This is a genomic window from Acidovorax sp. 69 (assembly GCF_002797445.1).
In the GTDB taxonomy this organism is placed as follows: domain Bacteria; phylum Pseudomonadota; class Gammaproteobacteria; order Burkholderiales; family Burkholderiaceae_C; genus Acidovorax.
The window spans coordinates 2,373,660-2,393,019 of the sequence record NZ_PGEP01000001.1 but is presented as its reverse complement, the minus strand read 5'-3'; the positions used below and the strand labels follow the sequence as shown (position 1 = coordinate 2,393,019).

Here is a 19,360-nt window from a genome sequence, read left to right as displayed (position 1 = left end):
TGTGCTTGATGAACAAGCGCCAGAGGCCAATGTGACTCAAATTCGACGGATACACTGTGCCCATGCAGGATCGCCCCGACCCCGACGCGCTGCTGCAGCGCATCCAGCAAGAGCAGGCCCAGCAGCAGCGCGGGCGGCTCAAGGTGTTTTTTGGCGCCTGCGCGGGGGTGGGCAAGACCTTTGCCATGCTGTCTGCCGCCCGGGCGGCACAGGCGCAGGGCCTGCCCGTCACCATCGGCGTGGTCGAGACGCATGGCCGCACCGACACCGAGGCGCTGACCGCACACCTGCCGCGCCTGCCGCTGCGCGCCCTGCCCTACAAAGACCGCACCCTGCCCGAGTTCGACCTGGACGCCGCCCTGGCCTGGGGTGCAGAGCACCCCGAGGGCCTGGTGCTGCTGGACGAACTGGCCCACAGCAACGTGCAAGGCTCGCGCCACCCCAAGCGCTGGCAAGACGCCGAAGAACTGCTGGCCGCAGGCATCGACGTGTGGTCCACCATGAACGTGCAGCACCTGGAGAGCCTGAACGACATCGTGAGCGGCATCACCGGCATCCGCGTGTGGGAGACGGTGCCCGACCAGTTCTTTGACGCCGCCGACGAAGTGGTGGTGGTGGATCTGCCGCCCGACGAGCTGCTGGCGCGCCTCAAAGCTGGCAAGGTCTACCTGCCCCAGCAGGCCGAGCGCGCCGCCGCCAACTTTTTCCGCAAAGGCAACCTGCTGGCCCTGCGTGAGCTGGCCCTGCGCCGCACCGCCGACCGCGTGGACGACGAAATGCGCGCCTACCGCCGCGCCAGCACCACCACCGCCGAGGCCGTGTGGCCCAACCGTGAGGCCCTTTTGGCCTGCGTGGGCACCGGCGACAACGCCGAAAAAGTGGTGCGCAGCTGCGCCCGCCTGGCCGCCCAGCTCGACCTGCCGTGGCACGCCGTGCATGTGGAAACGCCCGAGCAGCAAGGCCAGTCGGCCACCCTGCACCCGCAGGTGGAGCGCACGCTGAAGATCGCCCAGCAACTGGGCGCCGCCGCCTGCGCCGTGCTGCCTGCCGCGCAGCCCGCACAGGCCCTGGTGCGCTATGCACGCGAACACAACCTGGTGCGCGTGGTGATGGGGCGCAGTGCACGCCGCTGGCCCTGGCAAACCACCCTTGCCGAGCAGATTGCGCAGCGCGCCAGCGACCTGGATCTGCTTCAGGTGGGCACGCTGGCTGGCCGCGCAGACCTCGCGCGCACCTCAACCTCCAAGGCATCGCCTAAAACCACTGGCAAGGGCGCTGCCTTCTGGTCTGGCTACCTGGCGGCGGCCCTGGCCTGCTGCATTGCCGCCGTGGTGGCCACGCCGCTGGCCGATGTGCTGGAGCTGACCAACATCGTCATGCTGTTTTTGCTGGTGGTGGTGGGCGTGGCCTTGCGGTTTGGACGCGGCCCCGCCGTGATGGCCGCCGTTCTGGGGGTGGCGTTCTTCGACCTTTTCTTTGTGCCGCCGCGCTTCACCTTTGCGGTCAGTGACGCGCAGTACCTCGTCACCTTTGCCGTGATGCTGGTGGTGGCCCTGGTGGTGGGCCAGCTCACCGCCGGGCTCAAGGTGCAGGCAGAGTCCGCCACCGAACGCGAACACCGCGTGCGCAGCCTGTACGACATGGCGCGCGACCTGTCTGCCGCGCTGCTGCCCGAACAGGTGGCCGAGATCGGAGCGCGCTTCATGACCGGCGAGTTCGGCGCAGGCAGCACCTTGGTGGTGGCCGACGACGACAACCGCCTTCAGATACTGCCCGGTGGCACCGCCCCCGTGGACATGGCCGTGGCGCAATGGGCATTTGAACGCGGCGAGCCCGCAGGCCGGGGCACGGACACCTTGCACTCCAGCCCCACGCTTGTGCTGCCGCTGAAGGCGCCCATGCGCATCCGTGGCGTGCTAGTGGTGGCCATGCCCCAGGGCCAGGCACCGAGCGGAGTGCCGGGCGTGGAGCCGCGCCGCCTGCTGCAGACCTGCGCCTCGCTGCTGGCCATCTCGCTCGAACGCATCCACTACATCGACGTGGCGCAAAAGAGCACGGTGCAGATCGAATCCGAGCGCCTGCGCAACTCACTTCTCTCGGCCATCTCGCACGACCTGCGCACGCCGCTGGCCTCACTGGTGGGCCTGGCCGAATCGCTGGCCATGGTGCAGCCGCCCCTGCCCCCGCAGCAGCAAGGGCTGACCGACTCCATCCAGCAATCGGCCCAGCGCATGAGCGCGCTGGTCAACAACCTGCTGGACATGGCCCGGCTGGAAGCCGGAGCCGTGCAGCTCAACAAGGCCTGGCAGCCACTGGAAGAAGTGGTGGGCAGCGCGCTGGCCGCCAGCGCCCCGGCCATAGCAACGCACCGGGTCGAAGTGACTCTGCCCGACGACCTGCCGCTGCTGCAGATCGATGCCGTGCTGATGGAGCGCGTGCTGGTCAACCTGCTGGAAAACGCCGCCAAATACACCCCCGCAGACACCACCATCCACATCAGCGCGCAGCCACAAAGCGACGCGGTGGCACTGACCCTCACCGATGAAGGCCCCGGCCTGCCCAAAGGCCGCGAAGAGCTGCTGTTTGAAAAGTTCGAGCGCGGCGCCCGCGAGAGCGCCACACCCGGCGTGGGCCTGGGGCTGGCGATTTGCCGCGCCATCGTGCAGGCGCATGGCGGCAGCATCCGGGGCGATACGATCCACAACGCACAGGGACATCCTTCAGGTGCACGCTTTACGCTGCTGCTGCCACGCGGCACACCACCCACCGACCTGGGCGATGACGCCGACGCCTGATTCTGTTTCCATATCATTCTTGTCTAGGCGCGAAGCCGCAGACAGTGCTGTAGCACGGCAAGGCGAAGCAACAACGACACGGAGAATTTGGAAACGGAATGACACCCTAGCATCCATGCCATGACCGATCTGCCCACCCACATCCTCATCGTCGAAGACGAAGCCGACATCCGCCGCTTTGTGCGCCTGACGCTGGAGACCGAAGGCCACACCGTGCACGAGGCCGCCACCCTGCAGCGCGGCTTGATCGAAGCCGGCACACGCCGCCCCGACCTGGTGGTGCTGGACCTGGGGCTGCCCGATGGGGATGGCGTTGACTTGATCCGCGACCTGCGCACTTGGTCGGCCATGCCTATCATCGTGCTGTCGGCCCGCAGCGCCGAGGCCAGCAAGATCGCGGCGCTGGATGCGGGGGCTGACGACTACCTGGTCAAGCCGTTTGGATCGGGCGAGCTGATGGCCCGCGTGCGCGCCCAGCTGCGGCGCAGCCAGCGGGCATCCGGCGCCGAAGCCACTCCCGTCATCCAGTTCGGCACCATTACCGTGGACCTGGTTCGCCGCACCGTGGAGCGCCACACGGAAGGGCATGGCAGCGAGGCCCTGCACCTCACGCCCATCGAATACAAGCTGCTCACGCACCTGGCGTCCCAGCCCGACCGCGTGATCACCCACCAGCAACTGCTCAAGGCCGTGTGGGGGCCGGGCCACGCGGAGGACACCCACTACGTGCGCGTGCACCTGGCCAACCTGCGCAAGAAGGTGGAGTTGAACGCCTCCATGCCCCGGCACCTGGTGACCGAGGCGGGAATCGGCTATCGGTTTGTGCCGTAGGCCTGAAAGCCCTGTTTTCTCTCAGGGTGCACAGCGCAGGGCCCGCTCGCCAATCGCCTTCAGCCGGTCCTTCAACGCCTGTGGGGCCAGCACCTCAAAATCCAGGTCCAACACCACCAGCCAATACACCAGCGTATCGAGCGAATGGGCGCCGCATTCCAGCACACAGCGCTCGGCATCCAAGGCCTTGAGGACACCGACCGACGGGGGAATGCGGTGCACCGCTTCTGACAAGGGCGCGTGCAACACAATGCGCGCCTGCTCTGCATAGGGGGCCACGGCCAGCGAGCGCGAGACATACCCCTTCAGATCCCCACCATCGGGCGACATTCGGGGCGCGAAATGGGCGCCGACCATGGGGGCTCCGACGATGCGGTCAATGCGGAAAGTGCGCCAATCCTCCCGCAACAAGTCCCACGCCACCAAGTACCAGCGTTGACCGGTGTGGGCTAGACCCTGAGGTTCCACGCTGCGTTCGGCGCTGCGGCCCCGGCTGTCGCCGTATGTGAACGCCAGGCGCACCTGGTCACGGCAGGCCGATGCGAGTGTGGCCAGCAGCGAGGCATCCACCACGGGCCCTGCACGATCCATGGGCAAGATGGCGGAGCGCAGCGCATCTACCTGCTGGCGCAGGCGGGCGGGCATGGCCTGCTCCAGCTTGACCAAGGCGCGCAAGGCCGGTTCTTCGATGCCGCCCACCGCACCCGCCGTGGCGGTGCGCAGCGCAATCGATACGGCCAGCGCCTCGTCGTCATCCAGCAGCAACGGCGGCAACGCCTGTCCGGCCCTGAAGGCATAACCCCCCGCCACCCCGCTGCTGGCCTGCACGGGGTAACCCAGCTGGCGCAGGCGGTCGATGTCGCGCCGCAAGGTGCGCGGGTGCACTTCCAAGCGCTCGGCCAGTTCCGGCCCCATCCAGTGGCTGCGGGTCTGCAGCAACGAGAGCAAACGCAGCAGGCGGGTCGATGACGTGAGCATGGCGCGACTGTAATGCGCATTGAGGGCCAAAACTGTCCGCAATGGTTCTTACAGTGGCACCACCTTTTCTTCCACCACCCCTCGGAGCTTTTTATGTCCATCGTCCTCTACTGGCACCCCATGTCCAGCGCCACCCCCATCGCCTGCGCCCTGGCCGAGCTGGGCGTGCCCCACGAACGCGTCAAGATCGACATTCGCACTGGCGAACAACACCGCCCGGACTATCTGGCCCTCAACCCCAACGGCAAGGTGCCCACCCTGACGGTGGACGGCGCACCCATGTTCGAGGCCCTGGCCATCCATCTGTGGCTGGGTCATCGGTATGGCGTGGAGCGGGGCCTGTGGCCTGCCGCTGGCACACCCGAGGCACTGCAGGCGCTGTCGTGGTGCGCCTGGTCCTATGTGACCTACGGCGCGTTGGTGGGGCGCCTGCATGTGGCGACCCAGGGCGAGACCGTTTGGCGAAGCGCCGCCCAAGCGGAAGCCACCATGCGCGGACTGAACGATCTGTTGGAAGTGCTGGAGGCTCGCCTGGCCGCGCAGCCCTGGATGCTGGGTGCCGACTATTCGCTGGTGGACCTGGTCGTGGGGTCGGTGCTGGGCTACAGCGTGTACCTGGGCGCGCCGGTCAATGCGCACCCGCACGTGCAGGCCTGGCTGGAACGGGTGCAGGCGCGTCCGGCGATGCAGATCGAAGCCTGACGCCTGACTCGCCATGCAGATGGGAAACCAGCTACAGCAGCACGATGTCGTACTGCTCTTGCCCCATCGCACTTTCAGATTGCAGCGAGATCGGTTTGCCGATGAAGTCCGAGAGCCCCGCCAGGTGCTGGCTTTCTTCATCGAGAAACAGCTCCACCACCCGCGGTGAGGCCACCACGCGGAACTCGCGCGGGTTGAACTGGCGGGCTTCGCGCAGGATCTCGCGCAGGACGTCGTAACAGACGCTGCGCGCGGTCTTCACGCTGCCCTTGCCCTGGCACACCTCGCAGGGCTCGCACAGCATGTGGGCCAGGGATTCGCGGGTGCGCTTGCGTGTCATCTCCACCAGGCCCAGTTGCGAGAACGTGCCAGACGACATCGTCTTGACCCGGTCGCGCGCCAGCTGCTTCTTGAACTCCGCCAGCACGGCCTGCTGGTGGTCGTCGCGCACCATGTCGATGAAGTCCACAATGATGATCCCGCCCAGGTTGCGCAAGCGCAGTTGGCGGGCAATGGCCTGCGCGGCCTCCAGGTTGGTCTTGAAGATGGTGTCGTCGAAATTGCGCGCACCCACATAGCCGCCGGTGTTCACGTCGATGGTGGTGAGCGCCTCGGTCTGGTCCACGATGAGGTAGCCGCCCGATTTCAGGTCCACCCTGCGGCCCAGGGCCTTGGCCACTTCTTCGTCGATGGAGTAGAGGTCAAAAATGGGCCGCTCGCCCTTGTAGTGCTGCAGCTTGCCGTAGGCGGCAGGCATGAATTCCTGCCCAAAGGCGCGCAGGCGCTGGAACTGCTCCATCGAATCCAGGCGGATGGTCTGCGTGTGGTCACCCACCAGGTCGCGCAGCACGCGCTGCAGCAGGTCCAGGTCCTGGTGCAGGATCGACATGGCGGGCAGCTTGAGCGAAGCCTCTTTGATGCGGGCCCAGGTTTTGCGCAGGTAGGCAATGTCTTCGGCCAGCTCGGCGTCGGTCGAATCCTCGCCATTGGTGCGCAGGATGAAGCCGCCGCCCCCGCCCGTGGACTTGTCGCCCACCAGCGCCTGGAGCCGCGCACGCAGGGCGTCGCGCTCGGCGGGCGGGATTTTCTGCGACACACCCACATGGTCGTCCTGCGGCAAAAACACCAGCAGCCGCCCCGCCACGCTGATCTGCGTGGACAGGCGCGCGCCCTTGGTGCCAATGGGGTCCTTGATGACCTGCACCATGAGCGCCTGGCCCTCGAACACCTGCTTTTCAATGGGCACCTGGGGCTCGTTCTTGCGGGCAAATGCGGGCGGCTCGCCGTCGGGCTGGCGCTGCCAGACATCGGCCACATGCAAAAACGCCGCGCGCTCAAGGCCAATGTCGATAAAGGCCGATTGCATGCCCGGCAGCACCCGCGACACCTTGCCCAGGTAGACATTGCCCACCAGGCCGCGCTCCAGCGTGCGCTCGATGTGCAGCTCTTGCACCGCACCATGCTCCACCACGGCCACACGGGTTTCCTGGGGCGACCAGTTGATCAGGATGTCTTGTTGCATGGCTTCTTCTTTTCTTGGATCGGTAACGTTCTCGCTGCCTGTCGAAACACCCCAGCGCCAGGCCAGTGCCGCCGGGGAGCTGGCTTTGCCAGGCCCCTGGGGAGGGAAGGCGCCGCAGGCGACTCAGGGGGGATTCATATCTGAAAGCCCGCTGCACGAAGCAGCTGCGCTGTCTCGTACATGGGCAGCCCCATGATGCCCGAATAGCTGCCCGCCAGGTGCTCGACATACGCCGCCGCCCGGCCTTGTATTCCATAGGCCCCCGCCTTGCCGAGCGGCTCGCCGGTGGCGACGTACGCATCGATCTGTGCAGGCGTCATGGCGGCAAAGGTCACACGCGACACCGACAGCGCCGACAGGCGCTTGGGGCCTACCTGCAATGCCACGGCCGTGAGCACGCGGTGTTCGTGCCCCGCCAGCTCGGCCAGCATGCGCGCTGCATGTTCAGTGTCGTCGGGCTTGCCGTAGATGGTGCGGCCCAGGGCCACAGTGGTGTCAGAACAAAGAATGGGCGCATCGGGCAACTGGCGCCGAGCGCGCCGGGCCACGGCAGCGTCGAGCTTGAGGCCCGTCACGCGCTCGACATAAGCCGTGGGCGCTTCGCCAGACAAGATCACCTCTATGGCTTCAGCGTCTTCGGGCTCGTCGCCGTCTGCGTTGGGCAACAGCAGTTCGTGGCGCACGCCCAGCTGTTCAAGCAGTTGGCGACGGCGTGGGCTTTGGGAGGCAAGGTAGATGAAGTCGGGCATGAACGGATTTTGAATCTAAATCGGCGGAGGGAGCCTCTGCACGCATCGAGCGACAAGTGTGCGCTGCGGTTCGGGATGGGCTGCTAGGCGCAAAACACAGCAATAGCCGGTGCTATTGCGAGTATTTGCAACAACGCAGACCGCCAGGGTCCGCAGATGCACACGGCGCGGTGATGCGTTCAGAGGCTCCCTGACGCTTATCCATCAAGCGCTAGTAGCTATAAAAAACTGAGCAAACCATCCACACCGCGCTACCGACCTCACTCACGGTGGTAAGGGTGCCCAGCATTGACCGACCAGGCGCGGTACAGCTGCTCAATGAGCAACACGCGCACCATGGCGTGGGGCAAGGTCAGGTCTGACAGGCGAATGCGTTCGTGCGCGCCCTGGCGGAACGCGGGGTCGAGCCCATCCGGGCCGCCAATGACCAGCGCCACGTCATCACCACCCAGTTGCCAGCCCTTGAGCCGCTCGGCCAGGGCCTTGGTGGTGAGGTTGGTGCCGCGTTCGTCCAGCGCCACCACGCGGGTGCCACGGGGGATGGCGGCTTCAATGCGCTCGCGTTCAGCAGCGAACAGCGTCTCCAGCGTCTTGGAGCCGCGCGGTTCGGTCTTGACGGCTTTCAGCTCGACTTTGAGCTCCGGCGGAAACCGCTTGGCATAGTCGTCGTACGCCGTCTGCGCCCAGTCGGGCACACGCTGGCCCACGGCCACGATCAGCAGCTTCATGGCAGGTCAGGCGCTGTGCGCAGCAAGGCAATAGCGACGGGCCAAGGCTCCGGTCACTTGCGGCCCGGTGCCCTCTTGGCAACAGGCTTGGCGGCGGCAGCACCACCGCGCGCTGCTGGGGCGGGCTTGGCGCCTGTTTTGGCGGCAGCAGCGGTCTTGCTGCGGGGGGCCGATGGCTTGACCACCACGGTCTTGATCGGGGCCTTGGGGGCCGCAGGCTTCTTGGCGGCCGTGGTGGGCTTTGCGGTGGCCTTGGCCGGTGCGGCCTTGGCAGTGCTGCTGCGTTGGACCGGGGCCTTGGCTGGCGCCTTGGCGATGGTTTTGGCCGGCGCTTTGGCTGTGGTCTTGCCAGCAGATTTGGCTGCAGGTTTCGCTGTTGTGGCTGCAGGCTTGGGGGCTGATTTGGCAACAGCCTTGACCGTGGCCTTGCCCGACCGGGCGGCTACCGCAGGTGCAGCTGCCTTCTTGGCAGGGGCCTTGCCAGCAGACTTCGCGTCTGACTTGGCGGCTTTCTGGGCCGACTTCTTTTCAGCCAACGCGGTGGCAGCGCTGGAGACGGGCTTGGCGGCACCAAGCTTCAGGCGCACCGGGGTGTCGCCCCACAGCTCTTCCAGGCGGTAGTACTGGCGGATGGCGGGCTGCATGATGTGCGCCACGGCGGCGCCGCAGTCCACGATGATCCATTCGCCGTTGTCTTCACCTTCGATGCGCGGCTTGTTGAAGCCGGCTTCTTTGACCGCGTCGCGCACGCTGGCGGCCAGGGCCTTGGTCTGGCGGTTGGAAGTGCCCGATGCCACGATCACCCGTTCAAACAGCGGCGAGAGATGCTCGGTGTTGAAGACCTGGATGTCTTGCGCCTTGACGTCCTCCAGCCCATCAACGATGGCGCGCTGGAGTTTGGTGACGTCTTTTTTGGCGGCGGTTTCCGATTTGGTGGAGGTGGTCATCAGGCGGTGAATAGAAAGAGAATGGAATCAATATAGCGTGCAACGCATCGTGCAGCCAGTGGGCTGCGCCTTGGGTGTTGCGCTGGTGTTGAGCTTGGACGCTGCGTCGGTTTGACGTGTTTTAGGCCTCTTGCGCTCGTGTGAAAAGCGCGGGCAGCTATTGAAATTATAGCTTTTGCGCTTTTCAGGGCTTTCAGGATGCAGCGGCAGCCCCATCCACAAGCCAATCGCGGCGCACCAAAAAGCGCTGCAAAAGCGCCGCTTCGGCCGAATCCGAGGCATCAGAACGCTGGTACGACCACGACACCAGTGGCGGCATGGACAACAAAATCGACTCCGTACGCCCACCCGACTGAAGGCCAAAGTGCGTGCCCCGGTCCCACACCAGGTTGAACTCGACATAGCGGCCCCGGCGGTAGAGCTGAAAGTCACGCTCACGTTCCCCAAAAGGCAGGTTCTGGCGCTTTTCCACGATGGGCAGGTAGGCCTTCAGGAAAGCATCGCCCACCGACTGCGTCATCGCCAGACTCTGCTCAAAGCCCAGCTCCGAGAAGTCGTCGTAAAACACGCCACCCACACCACGCTGCTCGGCGCGGTGCTTGAGGTAGAAGTATTCATCGCACCACTGCTTGAAGCGCGGATATTTATCGCCGCCAAACGGCGCCAGCGCATCGCGGCAGGTGCGGTGAAAGTGCACCGCATCTTCCTCAAAGCCGTAGTACGGCGTGAGGTCCATGCCGCCGCCAAACCAGCAGGTCGGCGCCTGCCCCGGATGGCCCGCCGCGATCATGCGCACATTCATGTGCACCGTGGGCACATACGGGTTGCGCGGGTGGAACACCAATGACACGCCCATGGCCTCAAACGGCGCGCCCGCCAACTCGGGCCGGTGCTGCGTGGCCGATGGCGGCAACTGCGGGCCGCGCACATGACTGAAGCCACAGCCTGCGCGCTCGAACACGCGGCCACCTTCCATGATCTTGGTGATGCCGTTGCCCTGCAGGGGCTCGCCGGGCGGTTTGCTCCAGGCGTCGGCCAGGAAACGTGCACCGCCCTCGCCTTCCACGGCCTCCAACGCATCAGTGATGCGCGCCTGCAAGCCCTGCAGATAGCCACGCACTTGGGCCACCGTATCGGCGGGATTCAAGGTCTGAGCGCCTGTCATCAGCTTTTCAGGGCGCGAAAGCCAATGTCACGGCGGTACTGCGCGCCATCAAAATGAATGCCCCGCGCGACGTCGTAGGCGCGTTGCTGCGCCTGCTTGACGCTGTCTGCCAGCACCGTCACGCACAACACACGGCCGCCCGTGACGCTGACCACGCCGTCTTTCAACTGCGTGCCTGCGTGGAACACCACGGCGTCATCCGCGTCTGCTGGCAGGCCGGTGATGGCGTCACCCTTGCGCGGGTTCTCAGGGTATCCATGGGCTGCCATCACCACACCCAGCGCGGTGCGGCGGTCCCATTGCAGTTCCATCTGGTCGAGCTTGCCATCGGCCGCAGCGCCCATCACGTCGCTGAAATCGCTTTTCAGGCGCATCAGGATGGGCTGCGTCTCGGGGTCGCCCATGCGGCAGTTGAATTCCAACGTCTTGGGCTGGCCCTTGGCGTCGATCATCAGGCCCGCATACAGGAAACCCGTGTACGGAATACCGTCTTTTTCCATGCCACGGATGGTGGGCAGGATGATTTCGCGCATGGCGCGGGCGTGTACGTCGGCCGTGACCACGGGCGCGGGCGAGTACGCGCCCATGCCACCGGTGTTGGGGCCTTCGTCGCCGTCTTTCAGGCGCTTGTGGTCCTGGCTGGTGGCCAGGGCCACCACATTTTTGCCATCACACAACACGATGAACGACGCCTCTTCACCTTCCAGGAAGGCTTCGATCACCACGCGCGCACCGCCTTCGTTGTGTGTCACCCCATATTTGTTGTCCACCAGCATGAAGTCCACGGCGTCGTGGGCCTCTTGCAGCGTCATGGCCACCACCACACCCTTGCCCGCAGCCAGGCCGTCGGCCTTGATGACGATGGGGGCGCCCAGCCGTTCCACAAAGGCGTGGGCGGCTGCCGGGTCGGTAAAGGTGTCGTAGTCAGCCGTGGGAATACCATGACGGCGCATGAAGGCTTTGCTGAACGCCTTGGAGCTTTCGAGTTGTGCAGCCGCCTTGGTGGGGCCAAAGATGCGCATACCGTGGGCGCGAAACTCATCCACCACACCCGCTGCCAGCGGGGCCTCGGGGCCCACCACGGTCAGCGCGATTTTCTCGGCCTGGGCCCAGACGCGCAAATCACGCACATCGGAGATGGCGACGTTTTCGAGCTTGGAGTTCAAGGCCGTGCCCCCGTTGCCGGGCGCCACATACACCTTGGTCACCTTGGGGGACTCGCTCAGTTTCCACGCCATCGCGTGTTCACGGCCGCCGCCACCAATCACAAGTACTTTCATAGGAGCCTTTGGTGAACCCCACTCGCAACGCTTCGCTACGGGGAGGAGTTCGGGGAAATATCAGTCGGAAACCAGGTCAACGCAAGAAAAAGCGGTGCGCCCGCGCAAGCTCACAGCGCCGCGTTGTGATACACCTCCTGGGTGTCATCCAGGTCTTCCAGCACATCCAGCAGTTTTTGCATGCGAGCGGCGTCGTCACCCGTCAGTTCGATGGTGTTTTCGGCCCGCATGGTCACGCTGGCCAGTTCGGGGGTCAGGCCTGCGGCCTCCAGAGCGTTCTTCACGGCCTCAAAGTCGGCGGGGGCGGTCAACACTTCCAGTGCGCCGTCGTCATCGGTCACCACGTCTTCGGCGCCCGCCTCCAACGCCACCTCCATGACCTTGTCTTCGCTGGTGCCGGGGGCAAAAATCAGCTGGCCACAGTGCTTGAACTGGAACACCACCGAGCCCTCGGTGCCCATGTTGCCGCCGAGTTTGCTGAAAGCGTGCCGCACTTCGGCCACGGTGCGCACCCGGTTGTCGGTCATGGTGTCGATCATGATGGCCGCGCCACCAATGCCATAGCCTTCGTAGCGGATTTCTTCGTAGGTCAGGCCTTCGGCGTTGCCGGTGGCCTTGTCGATGTTGTACTTGATGCGGTCGGCGGGCATATTGGCCGCCTTGGCCTTGTCCACCGCCAGGCGCAAACGGGGGTTGGCCGACAGATCGCCCCCGCCCGAACGGGCTGCCACAGTGATTTCACGAATGATGCGGGTCCAGATCTTGCCGCGTTTTTCATCCTGCCGCCCCTTGCGGTGCTGGATATTCGCCCATTTACTGTGTCCTGCCACGGGAAGTCCTTTTGTATTGATTTAATCTACTGAGCGCGATTTTACTTTTTGCCTGACACGCACCTCCTAGGAAACCTGAAATGGCCGAACCCATGCTGATTGCCAAGCACGACACGATTGAATGCCACCTCCTGCCGGGCCTGGCCAACCGCCACGGGCTCATCACCGGCGCTACCGGCACCGGCAAGACGGTGACGCTGCAGACCCTGGCCGAAAATTTCTCGCGCATCGGGGTGCCAGTGTTCATGGCCGACGTGAAGGGCGACCTGACCGGCGCCAGCCAACCCGGCAAGATTGGCGACAAGCTGGCTGCTGTGCTCAAGGAGCGCGGCCTGGACCTGCCCGCCCCCTTGGCCTGCCCCACCACGCTGTGGGACGTGTTTGGCGAGCAGGGCCACCCCGTGCGCGCCACGGTGTCGGACATGGGGCCGTTGCTGCTGGGCCGCATGCTCAACCTCAACGAGACCCAGCTGGGCGTGCTCAACCTGGTGTTCAAGATCGCCGACGACAACGGCATGCTGCTGCTGGACCTGAAGGATCTGCGCGCCATGCTCCAGTACGTGGGCGACAACGCCAAGGAGTTCACCACCGAATACGGCAACGTCAGCGCTGCCAGCGTGGGCGCCATCCAGCGCGGGCTGCTGCAGATCGAGCAGCAGGGCGGCACGCAGTTCTTTGGCGAGCCCATGCTCAACATCAACGACTTCATGCAGACGGTGGATGGCCACGGTGTGGTCAACATCCTGGCCGCCGACAAGCTCATGAACTCGCCACGCCTGTATGCCACGTTTTTGTTGTGGATGCTGTCCGAGCTGTTCGAGCAGCTGCCCGAAATCGGCGACCCCGAGCAACCCAAGCTCGTGTTCTTCTTCGACGAGGCCCACCTGCTGTTCAACGAGGCGCCCAAGGTGCTGGTCGAGCGCATCGAACTGGTGGTGCGCCTGGTGCGTTCCAAGGGCGTGGGGGTGTACTTCGTCACGCAGAACCCGCTCGACATCCCCGACAGCGTGCTGGCCCAGCTGGGCAACCGCGTGCAGCATGCGCTGCGCGCCTTCACCCCACGCGACCAGAAGGCCGTCAAGGCCACCGCCACCACCATGCGGCAAAAGCCAGGCCTCGATATCGAAACCGCCATCACCGAACTGGCCGTGGGCGAGGCACTGGTGAGCTTTCTCGATGCCAAGGGTCGCCCCAGCATCACCGAGCGGGTGTTTGTGCTGCCGCCCGGCAGCCAGTTGGGCCCCATCACCCCGCAGCAGCGCCAGGCGCTGATGGCCAGCTCGCTCGTGGCCGGCGTGTATGAAAAGGTGGTGGACCGCGAATCGGCCTACGAAAAACTCAAGGGCCGGGCCGCTGAAGCGGGCGAGCAGGCGGGCAACGCTGCGGGCGGCGGAAATGGCAGCGTCGCTACCGGAGTACCTGCCGAAGAAGGCGGTGGCCTGCTCGGCGGCCTGAACGATGTGTTGTTTGGCACCACCGGCCCACGCGGCGGCAAACGCGACGGCCTGGCGCAAACCATGGCCAAGTCGGCCGTGCGTACCATGGGCACCTCGCTGGGCAAGGAGATTCTGCGCGGCGTACTGGGCGGCATCTTCGGGGGTAACAGCAAGCGGCGCTGAACGTTGCGGCCGTCGCAGGGATGCGCACCACCCCTGCGCCCGCACACGGGCCCTCCTTGATGTGGTGTCAAAAGATGACAGCGTGACGACAATGCCACACGAATGTCATGCATTCGTCACATTGCCGCCGTGCAATGGCTGAACCACATCACAACAACAAGGAGGGACGATGCAACGAGTCGAACACGCCCTGGTGCGCTGGGGCCACAAAGCGGCCCAGGCGGCCATCCTCCTCTGGGTCCTCGCGTTCATCGGCGTGTTTGCCGGCGCATGGCGGCCGAAGTGGACCTGGGTGCTCTATGTATTTGTCACGGTGGCGATCACTGCACTCGTCATCCGCTGGACCACCGCAGTCCGCGAGCGCTACATCCGTGAAGCCCCCCTGCCCCGTTTTCTACAGCGCAAACTGCGCGAAACCTACCCCCACCTGAGCCCCCGCGACTGCGAACTGGTCGAGCGCGGCTTGCGCCAGTTTTTCATGGCCTGCCTGCGTGGCAACCAACAGTTTGTGGCCATGCCCTCCAAGGCGGTCGATGCGCTGTGGCATGAGTTCATTCTGCACACCCAGGCCTACAAAACCTGGTGCCACAACGCCCTGGGTTTCTTTCTGCACCACACCCCCGCCGAAGCGCTGGGCAAAAAGGCGCGCCACAACGATGGCCTGCGCCGCTGCTGGTACTGGGTGTGCAAGGAGGAATCCATCGACCCCAAGGCTCCCAGCCGCTTGCCCCTGCTGTTTGCGCTGGATGCCAAGTTCGCCATCGCTGCAGGCTTCACCTATGTGCCCGACTGCTCCGACATCGCCCGCAAGAGCGACGCGGGCGGCAGTGGTGGTGACAGCTACTGCGGCACCAGCTTCTCAGACGGCAGCTACAGCGGCAGCTCGGGCGACTTCGGCGGCGCCGAAAGTTCGGACGGCGGAGGTGGCGACGGCGGCGGGGATGGTGGTGGAGATGGCGGCGGTGGCTGCGGAGGGGGCGGCGGCGATTGAGCAGCACGCCTCCCGGCGAAACACCTCAAAACCACGGCCCTTGCCACAAAAACTCCTGATTTGATAGCTGTCAGCGCTTTATTTACAAGCGCTGGAGGCCCATTTCACCCATATCCACTTCAAGTCACCCAGGTGACGACCCGCAGTGCGCCGACGGGTCTACAGTGCCAGCCCATGAACACCACCCTCACCTGCTTTTCCCTCAGCATCACTGACCATGTGGCCCATCTGGTACTGAACAAACCCGAGGCCATGAACACCATGCACCCCACCTTCTGGCGCGAGCTGGACGCGGTGCTGGCCCAACTGCACCAGGCGGGCGAGGCGCGGGCACTGGTCATCAGCAGCACCGGCAAGCACTTCAGCGCGGGCATGGCGCTCGAAACCTTTGGCGGCGCCATCACCATGGACGACCAGAGCCCCGAAGGCCGCGCCGCCATTTTTGACCTGCTGACCGACATGCAGGCCACCTTCACCCGCATCGACAACCTGCGCATCCCCGTCATCATGGCCATCCATGGCGGCTGCATCGGTGGCGCAGTGGACATGGTCACGGCAGGCTGCATCCGCTACGCCACGGCCGACGCGTTCTTCTGCATCCAGGAAATCAACATCGGCATGGTGGCCGACGTGGGCACCCTGCAGCGTCTGCCCAAGCTCATCCCGCTGGGCGTGGTCAAAGAGCTGGCCTACACCGGCCGCCGCCTGAGTGCCGCCAAGGCCCTCGGCTACGGTCTGGTCAACGAAGTGTTCGACACCCAGGAAGCCATGGTCGCCGCCGCCTTGCAATGCGCGAAGGAGATCGCGTCCAAACCCCCCGTGGCGATCTGGGGCACCAAACAGGCCGTGAACTACGCGCGCGACCACAGCGTGGAAGACAGCCTGCGCCAGATGGGCTGGCTGCAAGGCGCCATCTGGAGCAACAAGCATGTGCGCGAATCGGTCACAGCCATGAAGCACAAGCGCGCGGGAGAGTTCCCGGCGCTCACACCGCTGAAACGGTTCAGCGAACTGGGCTGAACGATACCGGGCCTGACGCTGCTGCGGTATCAAAATCTATAGCTGCTCAGGCAAACGCTACCGGCGCTTGCGGGTCTTTTTGCTTGAAATGGCAAGGCAACGGGCTATCATCTGATGCACACGGGAGCAGGCCACCGCCCGCCCCCAGCCACAAGGATGCCGTCGCCATGACCTTGCTCAGCCTCACCCCCCCCACCTACGACGACGTGGCAGTCGCCGCGCACCGCCTCAAGGGCATGGCACACCACACGCCCGTGCTGCGCTCCACCACCGCCGACACCCTTCTGGGCGCACAACTGTTCTTCAAGTGCGAGAACCTGCAGCGCACCGGCGCCTTCAAGTTTCGGGGCGCGTTCAATACCTTGGCCCAGTTCACCGACGAGCAGCGCGAGCGCGGTGTGCTGGCTTTCTCGGCGGGTAACCACGCCCAGGCCATTGCACTGTCGGCCCGGCTGCTCGACATGCCAGCCGTCATCGTCATGCCCGAGGACGCCCCCGCCTCCAAAATGGCCGCCACACGCGACTACGGCGCGCAGGTCGTTACCTACAACCGCTACACCGAAGACCGAGAGGTCATCAGCCGCCACCTGGCCCTGGAACGCGGCATGACCCTGGTGCCGCCCTACGACCACCCACAGGTCATTGCCGGTCAGGGTACCGCGGCCAAAGAACTCTTCGAGGAAGTGCCCGACCTGGACTACCTGTTTGTGTGCGTAGGCGGTGGTGGCCTGCTGGCGGGCAGCCTGCTGGCGGCCGAGGCACTGGCCCCTCATTGCCGCGTGGTGGGCGTTGAGCCCGAGGCGGGCAACGACGGGCAGCAGTCGGTACGCGCAGGCCATGTGGTGCAGATCCCCACACCCCACACCATTGCCGATGGAGCGCAGACCCAGGCGCTGGGCCAACTCACCTTCCCCATCATCCAGCGCCTGGCCGACGACATGGTCACCGCCACCGACGAGCAGCTGGTCGAGGCCCTGCGGTTTTTTGCCGAACGCATGAAGATCGTGGTGGAACCCACAGGCGCGCTCGCGTTTGCCGGGGCACAGCACGGCAATGTGGACGTGCATGGGGCGCGTGTGGGCATCCTCATCAGCGGCGGCAACGTGGATTTGTCGCGCTACGCCCGGTTTCTGGCAGACTAGCCCACACTTTTTTTACTGTCTGGTAGAGGTTTGGCTGTGCCAAGGCGCAGGACCCTCGGCCCTCATTTCAGGTTTCCCATGAGTAACGTCACCGTCATCACCCACCCCTTGGTCCAGCACAAGCTCACGCTCATGCGCAAAAAGGACGCCAGCACCAACAGCTTTCGCCGCCTGCTGGGCGAGCTGTCCACGCTGATGGCCTACGAGGTGACGCGCGATATGCCGCTGCAAGACGTGCAGATCGAGACCCCGCTGGAGACCATGACCGGCCAGATGATCGACGGCAAGAAGCTGGTGCTGGTGTCCATCCTGCGCGCGGGCAACGGGTTTCTGGACGGCATGCTCAACGTGGTGCCCGGCGCCCGTGTGGGCCACATCGGCCTGTACCGCGACCCGGCCACGCTGCAGCCCGTGGAGTACTACTTCAAGATGCCCGCCGAAATGGACGAGCGCGACATCATCGTGGTCGACCCCATGCTGGCCACCGGCAACTCTGCCTCTGCCTGCGTGGACCGCCTCAAGAAGCTCAACCCCCGCTCCATCAAGTTCGTGTGCCTGCTGGCTGCACCGGAAGGCATCGCCACCATGCAAAAAGCCCACCCCGATGTGCCGATCTTCACCGCCGCGATCGACCGCGAGCTGAGCGACCATGGCTACATCCTGCCGGGCCTGGGCGATGCGGGCGACCGCATTTTTGGCACCAAATAAGCGCACGGCGCCACGCCACCCACACCAGCCACCGCAAGGCCTCATCGCCTGGAGGTGGCTTTTTGCATGGGGCCTCATCAAGCCGTCACATTTTTTACCACTTGGTGGCTTTCCTCTGGCAGACTTGCCTGCGGTTTGCCCAAGTCCCCGGCCCACTGGCGCGCTCCTTGCTTGGTAATGGCAAATCCCACTTCCTTGTTTGCTTGTCTAAAGGACCCCCACCATGACCACTCGCCGCATCTTCACCGGACGCCTGCTCTGCACTTCCATGGCCCTCTCGGCCGCCATGGCAATGGCACCCTCTTTGGCCACAGCGCAGTCCAAGACCAAGGTCGCGGCGATCTACACGGTGCCCTTTGAGCAGCAATGGGTCAGCCGCATCCACAAGGCGCTGAAGGCCGCCGAAGCCCGTGGCGAGATCGAATACAAGGCCAGCGAAAACGTCAGCAACGCCGACTACGAACGCGTGATGCGCGAGTACGCCACCGGTGGCAACCAGCTCATCGTGGGCGAGGCCTTTGCGGTAGAAGCCGCCGCCCGCAAGGTGGCCAAAGACTTCCCCAAAACATCGTTCCTGCTCGGCTCGTCGGGCAAGCCGCAGGCGCCCAACTTCAGCGTGTTCGACAACTACATCCAGGAGCCCGCTTACCTGTCCGGCATGATTGCGGGCGGCATGACCAAGTCCAACAAGATCGGCATGGTGGGAGGCTTCCCCATCCCCGAGGTCAACCGCCTGATGCACGCCTTCATGGCGGGCGCGAAAGAGACGAATCCCAAGGTCGAGTTCACCATCACCTTCATCAACAGCTGGTTCGACCCACCAAAAGCCAAGGAAGCTACCTTTGCCATGATCGACAAAGGCGCCGACGTGCTCTACGCCGAGCGTTTTGGTGTGTCGGATGCCGCCAAGGAAAAAGGCAAGCTCGCCATCGGCAACGTGATCAACACGCAAGAGCAGTACCCCGACACCGTGGTGGCATCGGCCCTGTGGCACATGGAGCCCAGCATCGAACGCGCATTGAAGCTGGTCAAAGAAGGCAAGTTCACGCCCGAGGACTACGGCCCGTATTCGATGATGAAGCACAAGGGCTCTGAGCTGGCGCCGCTGGGTACCTTCGAGAAAAAAGTGCCCGCCGACATCGTCGCCAAGGTCAAGGCCAAAGAGGCCGACATCCTGGCCGGCAAGTTCACCGTGAAGGTGGACGACAGCCAGCCCAAGTCGACGGCCAAGTAACACTGGGTGTGGCGGGCCCCCGCCCGCTTTCTTCTTGCGAACAGGCCACCTCTACAACGCGGTGGCCTGTTTGTTTTTCCTGTTCTCTGTTTCCTTCTCAAAGCGCCGCCGCATGCTTA

Annotated in this window: 17 protein-coding genes; 9 read left to right on the top strand and 8 right to left on the bottom strand. The window is 64.7% G+C overall.

The features are described 5' to 3' along the window. Positions 1-62: 62 nt before the first annotated feature. Together CLU85_RS10975 and CLU85_RS10970 are read left to right on the top strand one after the other, a co-directional pair. Positions 63-2,795 carry a DUF4118 domain-containing protein gene (locus CLU85_RS10975; protein ID WP_100410292.1) on the top strand — a complete coding sequence of 911 codons (2,733 nt, stop codon included), beginning with the start codon at positions 63-65 and terminating at the stop codon, positions 2,793-2,795. A gap of 120 nt (positions 2,796-2,915) precedes the next feature. Then, the gene (locus tag CLU85_RS10970; protein ID WP_100410291.1) at positions 2,916-3,626 is read left to right on the top strand and encodes a response regulator; all 711 of its coding nucleotides are present in this window, start codon (positions 2,916-2,918) and stop codon (positions 3,624-3,626) included. A gap of 21 nt (positions 3,627-3,647) precedes the next feature. Here CLU85_RS10970 and CLU85_RS10965 read toward each other — a convergent pair whose 3' ends face one another. Then, positions 3,648-4,604: a YafY family protein gene (locus CLU85_RS10965; protein ID WP_100410290.1), complete on the bottom strand. Its 957-nt coding sequence runs from the start codon at positions 4,602-4,604 to the stop codon at positions 3,648-3,650. A gap of 93 nt (positions 4,605-4,697) precedes the next feature. Here CLU85_RS10965 and CLU85_RS10960 point away from each other — a divergent pair, with 93 nt between their 5' ends. Beyond that, entirely contained in the window at positions 4,698-5,306 is a 609-nt protein-coding gene (locus CLU85_RS10960; RefSeq protein ID WP_100410289.1) for a glutathione S-transferase family protein, read from the top strand. A 31-nt stretch (positions 5,307-5,337) separates the two neighbouring features. On the opposite strand, the gene rng is transcribed toward CLU85_RS10960, so the two are convergent. From rng to CLU85_RS10925, 7 genes are all read right to left on the bottom strand, one after another. Further along, positions 5,338-6,828 (bottom strand): ribonuclease G, encoded by a 1,491-nt coding sequence (rng, locus tag CLU85_RS10955; RefSeq protein ID WP_100410288.1) that lies wholly within the window; start codon positions 6,826-6,828, stop codon positions 5,338-5,340. A 134-nt stretch (positions 6,829-6,962) separates the two neighbouring features. Next, positions 6,963-7,577 carry a nucleoside triphosphate pyrophosphatase gene (locus CLU85_RS10950; RefSeq protein ID WP_100410287.1) on the bottom strand — a complete coding sequence of 205 codons (615 nt, stop codon included), beginning with the start codon at positions 7,575-7,577 and terminating at the stop codon, positions 6,963-6,965. Positions 7,578-7,837: 260 nt separating this feature from the next. Beyond that, positions 7,838-8,305 carry a 23S rRNA (pseudouridine(1915)-N(3))-methyltransferase RlmH gene (gene rlmH / locus CLU85_RS10945; RefSeq protein ID WP_055395985.1) on the bottom strand — a complete coding sequence of 156 codons (468 nt, stop codon included), beginning with the start codon at positions 8,303-8,305 and terminating at the stop codon, positions 7,838-7,840. A 53-nt stretch (positions 8,306-8,358) separates the two neighbouring features. Continuing rightward, the gene (rsfS, locus tag CLU85_RS10940; RefSeq protein WP_100410286.1) at positions 8,359-9,252 is read right to left on the bottom strand and encodes a ribosome silencing factor; all 894 of its coding nucleotides are present in this window, start codon (positions 9,250-9,252) and stop codon (positions 8,359-8,361) included. A gap of 193 nt (positions 9,253-9,445) precedes the next feature. Next, positions 9,446-10,417: an oxygen-dependent coproporphyrinogen oxidase gene (gene hemF, locus CLU85_RS10935; RefSeq protein WP_100410285.1), complete on the bottom strand. Its 972-nt coding sequence runs from the start codon at positions 10,415-10,417 to the stop codon at positions 9,446-9,448. After that, positions 10,417-11,697 carry a phosphoribosylamine--glycine ligase gene (gene purD / locus CLU85_RS10930; protein ID WP_100410284.1) on the bottom strand — a complete coding sequence of 427 codons (1,281 nt, stop codon included), beginning with the start codon at positions 11,695-11,697 and terminating at the stop codon, positions 10,417-10,419. Before purD ends, hemF begins: the two co-directional genes overlap by 1 nt. Before the next feature lie 110 nt (positions 11,698-11,807). After that, on the bottom strand, positions 11,808-12,527 hold the full coding sequence (locus CLU85_RS10925; protein ID WP_100410283.1) for a YebC/PmpR family DNA-binding transcriptional regulator: 720 nt from the start codon (positions 12,525-12,527) through the stop codon (positions 11,808-11,810). Between the two features lie 80 nt (positions 12,528-12,607). On the opposite strand from CLU85_RS10925, the gene CLU85_RS10920 reads away from it, so the two are divergent. The 6 genes from CLU85_RS10920 to CLU85_RS10895 all read left to right on the top strand — a co-directional run bounded on the left by CLU85_RS10920 (position 12,608) and on the right by CLU85_RS10895 (position 19,241). Further along, positions 12,608-14,146, top strand: a complete 1,539-nt coding sequence (locus CLU85_RS10920; RefSeq protein ID WP_100410282.1) for a helicase HerA-like C-terminal domain-containing protein — start codon at positions 12,608-12,610, stop codon at positions 14,144-14,146. A gap of 169 nt (positions 14,147-14,315) precedes the next feature. Beyond that, entirely contained in the window at positions 14,316-15,137 is an 822-nt protein-coding gene (locus CLU85_RS23120; protein ID WP_100410281.1) for a hypothetical protein, read from the top strand. 174 nt (positions 15,138-15,311) lie between these two features. Beyond that, the gene (locus CLU85_RS10910) at positions 15,312-16,157 is read left to right on the top strand and encodes an enoyl-CoA hydratase-related protein (protein WP_100410280.1); all 846 of its coding nucleotides are present in this window, start codon (positions 15,312-15,314) and stop codon (positions 16,155-16,157) included. 167 nt (positions 16,158-16,324) lie between these two features. Continuing rightward, positions 16,325-17,299 (top strand): threo-3-hydroxy-L-aspartate ammonia-lyase, encoded by a 975-nt coding sequence (locus tag CLU85_RS10905; protein WP_100410279.1) that lies wholly within the window; start codon positions 16,325-16,327, stop codon positions 17,297-17,299. A 78-nt stretch (positions 17,300-17,377) separates the two neighbouring features. Next, on the top strand, positions 17,378-18,007 hold the full coding sequence (upp, locus tag CLU85_RS10900) for a uracil phosphoribosyltransferase (protein ID WP_100410278.1): 630 nt from the start codon (positions 17,378-17,380) through the stop codon (positions 18,005-18,007). Between the two features lie 223 nt (positions 18,008-18,230). Continuing rightward, a complete protein-coding gene (locus CLU85_RS10895) occupies positions 18,231-19,241 on the top strand; it encodes a BMP family protein (protein ID WP_100410277.1) in 1,011 nt (336 codons plus the stop codon). The last annotated feature ends 119 nt before the right edge of the window (positions 19,242-19,360 follow it).

What these genes read in the sequence shown, in the direction of transcription:
- CLU85_RS10975 (WP_100410292.1), top strand. Translation starts at nt 63, where the DNA reads ATGCAGGATCGCCCCGACCCCGACGCGCTGCTGCAGCGCATCCAGCAA.
- CLU85_RS10895 (WP_100410277.1), top strand. Translation starts at nt 18,231, where the DNA reads ATGACCACTCGCCGCATCTTCACCGGACGCCTGCTCTGCACTTCCATG.
- CLU85_RS10910 (WP_100410280.1), top strand. Translation starts at nt 15,312, where the DNA reads ATGAACACCACCCTCACCTGCTTTTCCCTCAGCATCACTGACCATGTG.
- CLU85_RS10965 (WP_100410290.1), bottom strand. Translation starts at nt 4,604, where the DNA reads ATGCTCACGTCATCGACCCGCCTGCTGCGTTTGCTCTCGTTGCTGCAG.
- rlmH (WP_055395985.1), bottom strand. Translation starts at nt 8,305, where the DNA reads ATGAAGCTGCTGATCGTGGCCGTGGGCCAGCGTGTGCCCGACTGGGCG.
- CLU85_RS10905 (WP_100410279.1), top strand. Translation starts at nt 16,325, where the DNA reads ATGACCTTGCTCAGCCTCACCCCCCCCACCTACGACGACGTGGCAGTC.
- hemF (WP_100410285.1), bottom strand. Translation starts at nt 10,417, where the DNA reads ATGACAGGCGCTCAGACCTTGAATCCCGCCGATACGGTGGCCCAAGTG.
- CLU85_RS10960 (WP_100410289.1), top strand. Translation starts at nt 4,698, where the DNA reads ATGTCCATCGTCCTCTACTGGCACCCCATGTCCAGCGCCACCCCCATC.
- purD (WP_100410284.1), bottom strand. Translation starts at nt 11,697, where the DNA reads ATGAAAGTACTTGTGATTGGTGGCGGCGGCCGTGAACACGCGATGGCG.
- CLU85_RS23120 (WP_100410281.1), top strand. Translation starts at nt 14,316, where the DNA reads ATGCAACGAGTCGAACACGCCCTGGTGCGCTGGGGCCACAAAGCGGCC.
- CLU85_RS10920 (WP_100410282.1), top strand. Translation starts at nt 12,608, where the DNA reads ATGGCCGAACCCATGCTGATTGCCAAGCACGACACGATTGAATGCCAC.
- CLU85_RS10970 (WP_100410291.1), top strand. Translation starts at nt 2,916, where the DNA reads ATGACCGATCTGCCCACCCACATCCTCATCGTCGAAGACGAAGCCGAC.
- upp (WP_100410278.1), top strand. Translation starts at nt 17,378, where the DNA reads ATGAGTAACGTCACCGTCATCACCCACCCCTTGGTCCAGCACAAGCTC.
- rng (WP_100410288.1), bottom strand. Translation starts at nt 6,828, where the DNA reads ATGCAACAAGACATCCTGATCAACTGGTCGCCCCAGGAAACCCGTGTG.
- rsfS (WP_100410286.1), bottom strand. Translation starts at nt 9,252, where the DNA reads ATGACCACCTCCACCAAATCGGAAACCGCCGCCAAAAAAGACGTCACC.
- CLU85_RS10950 (WP_100410287.1), bottom strand. Translation starts at nt 7,577, where the DNA reads ATGCCCGACTTCATCTACCTTGCCTCCCAAAGCCCACGCCGTCGCCAA.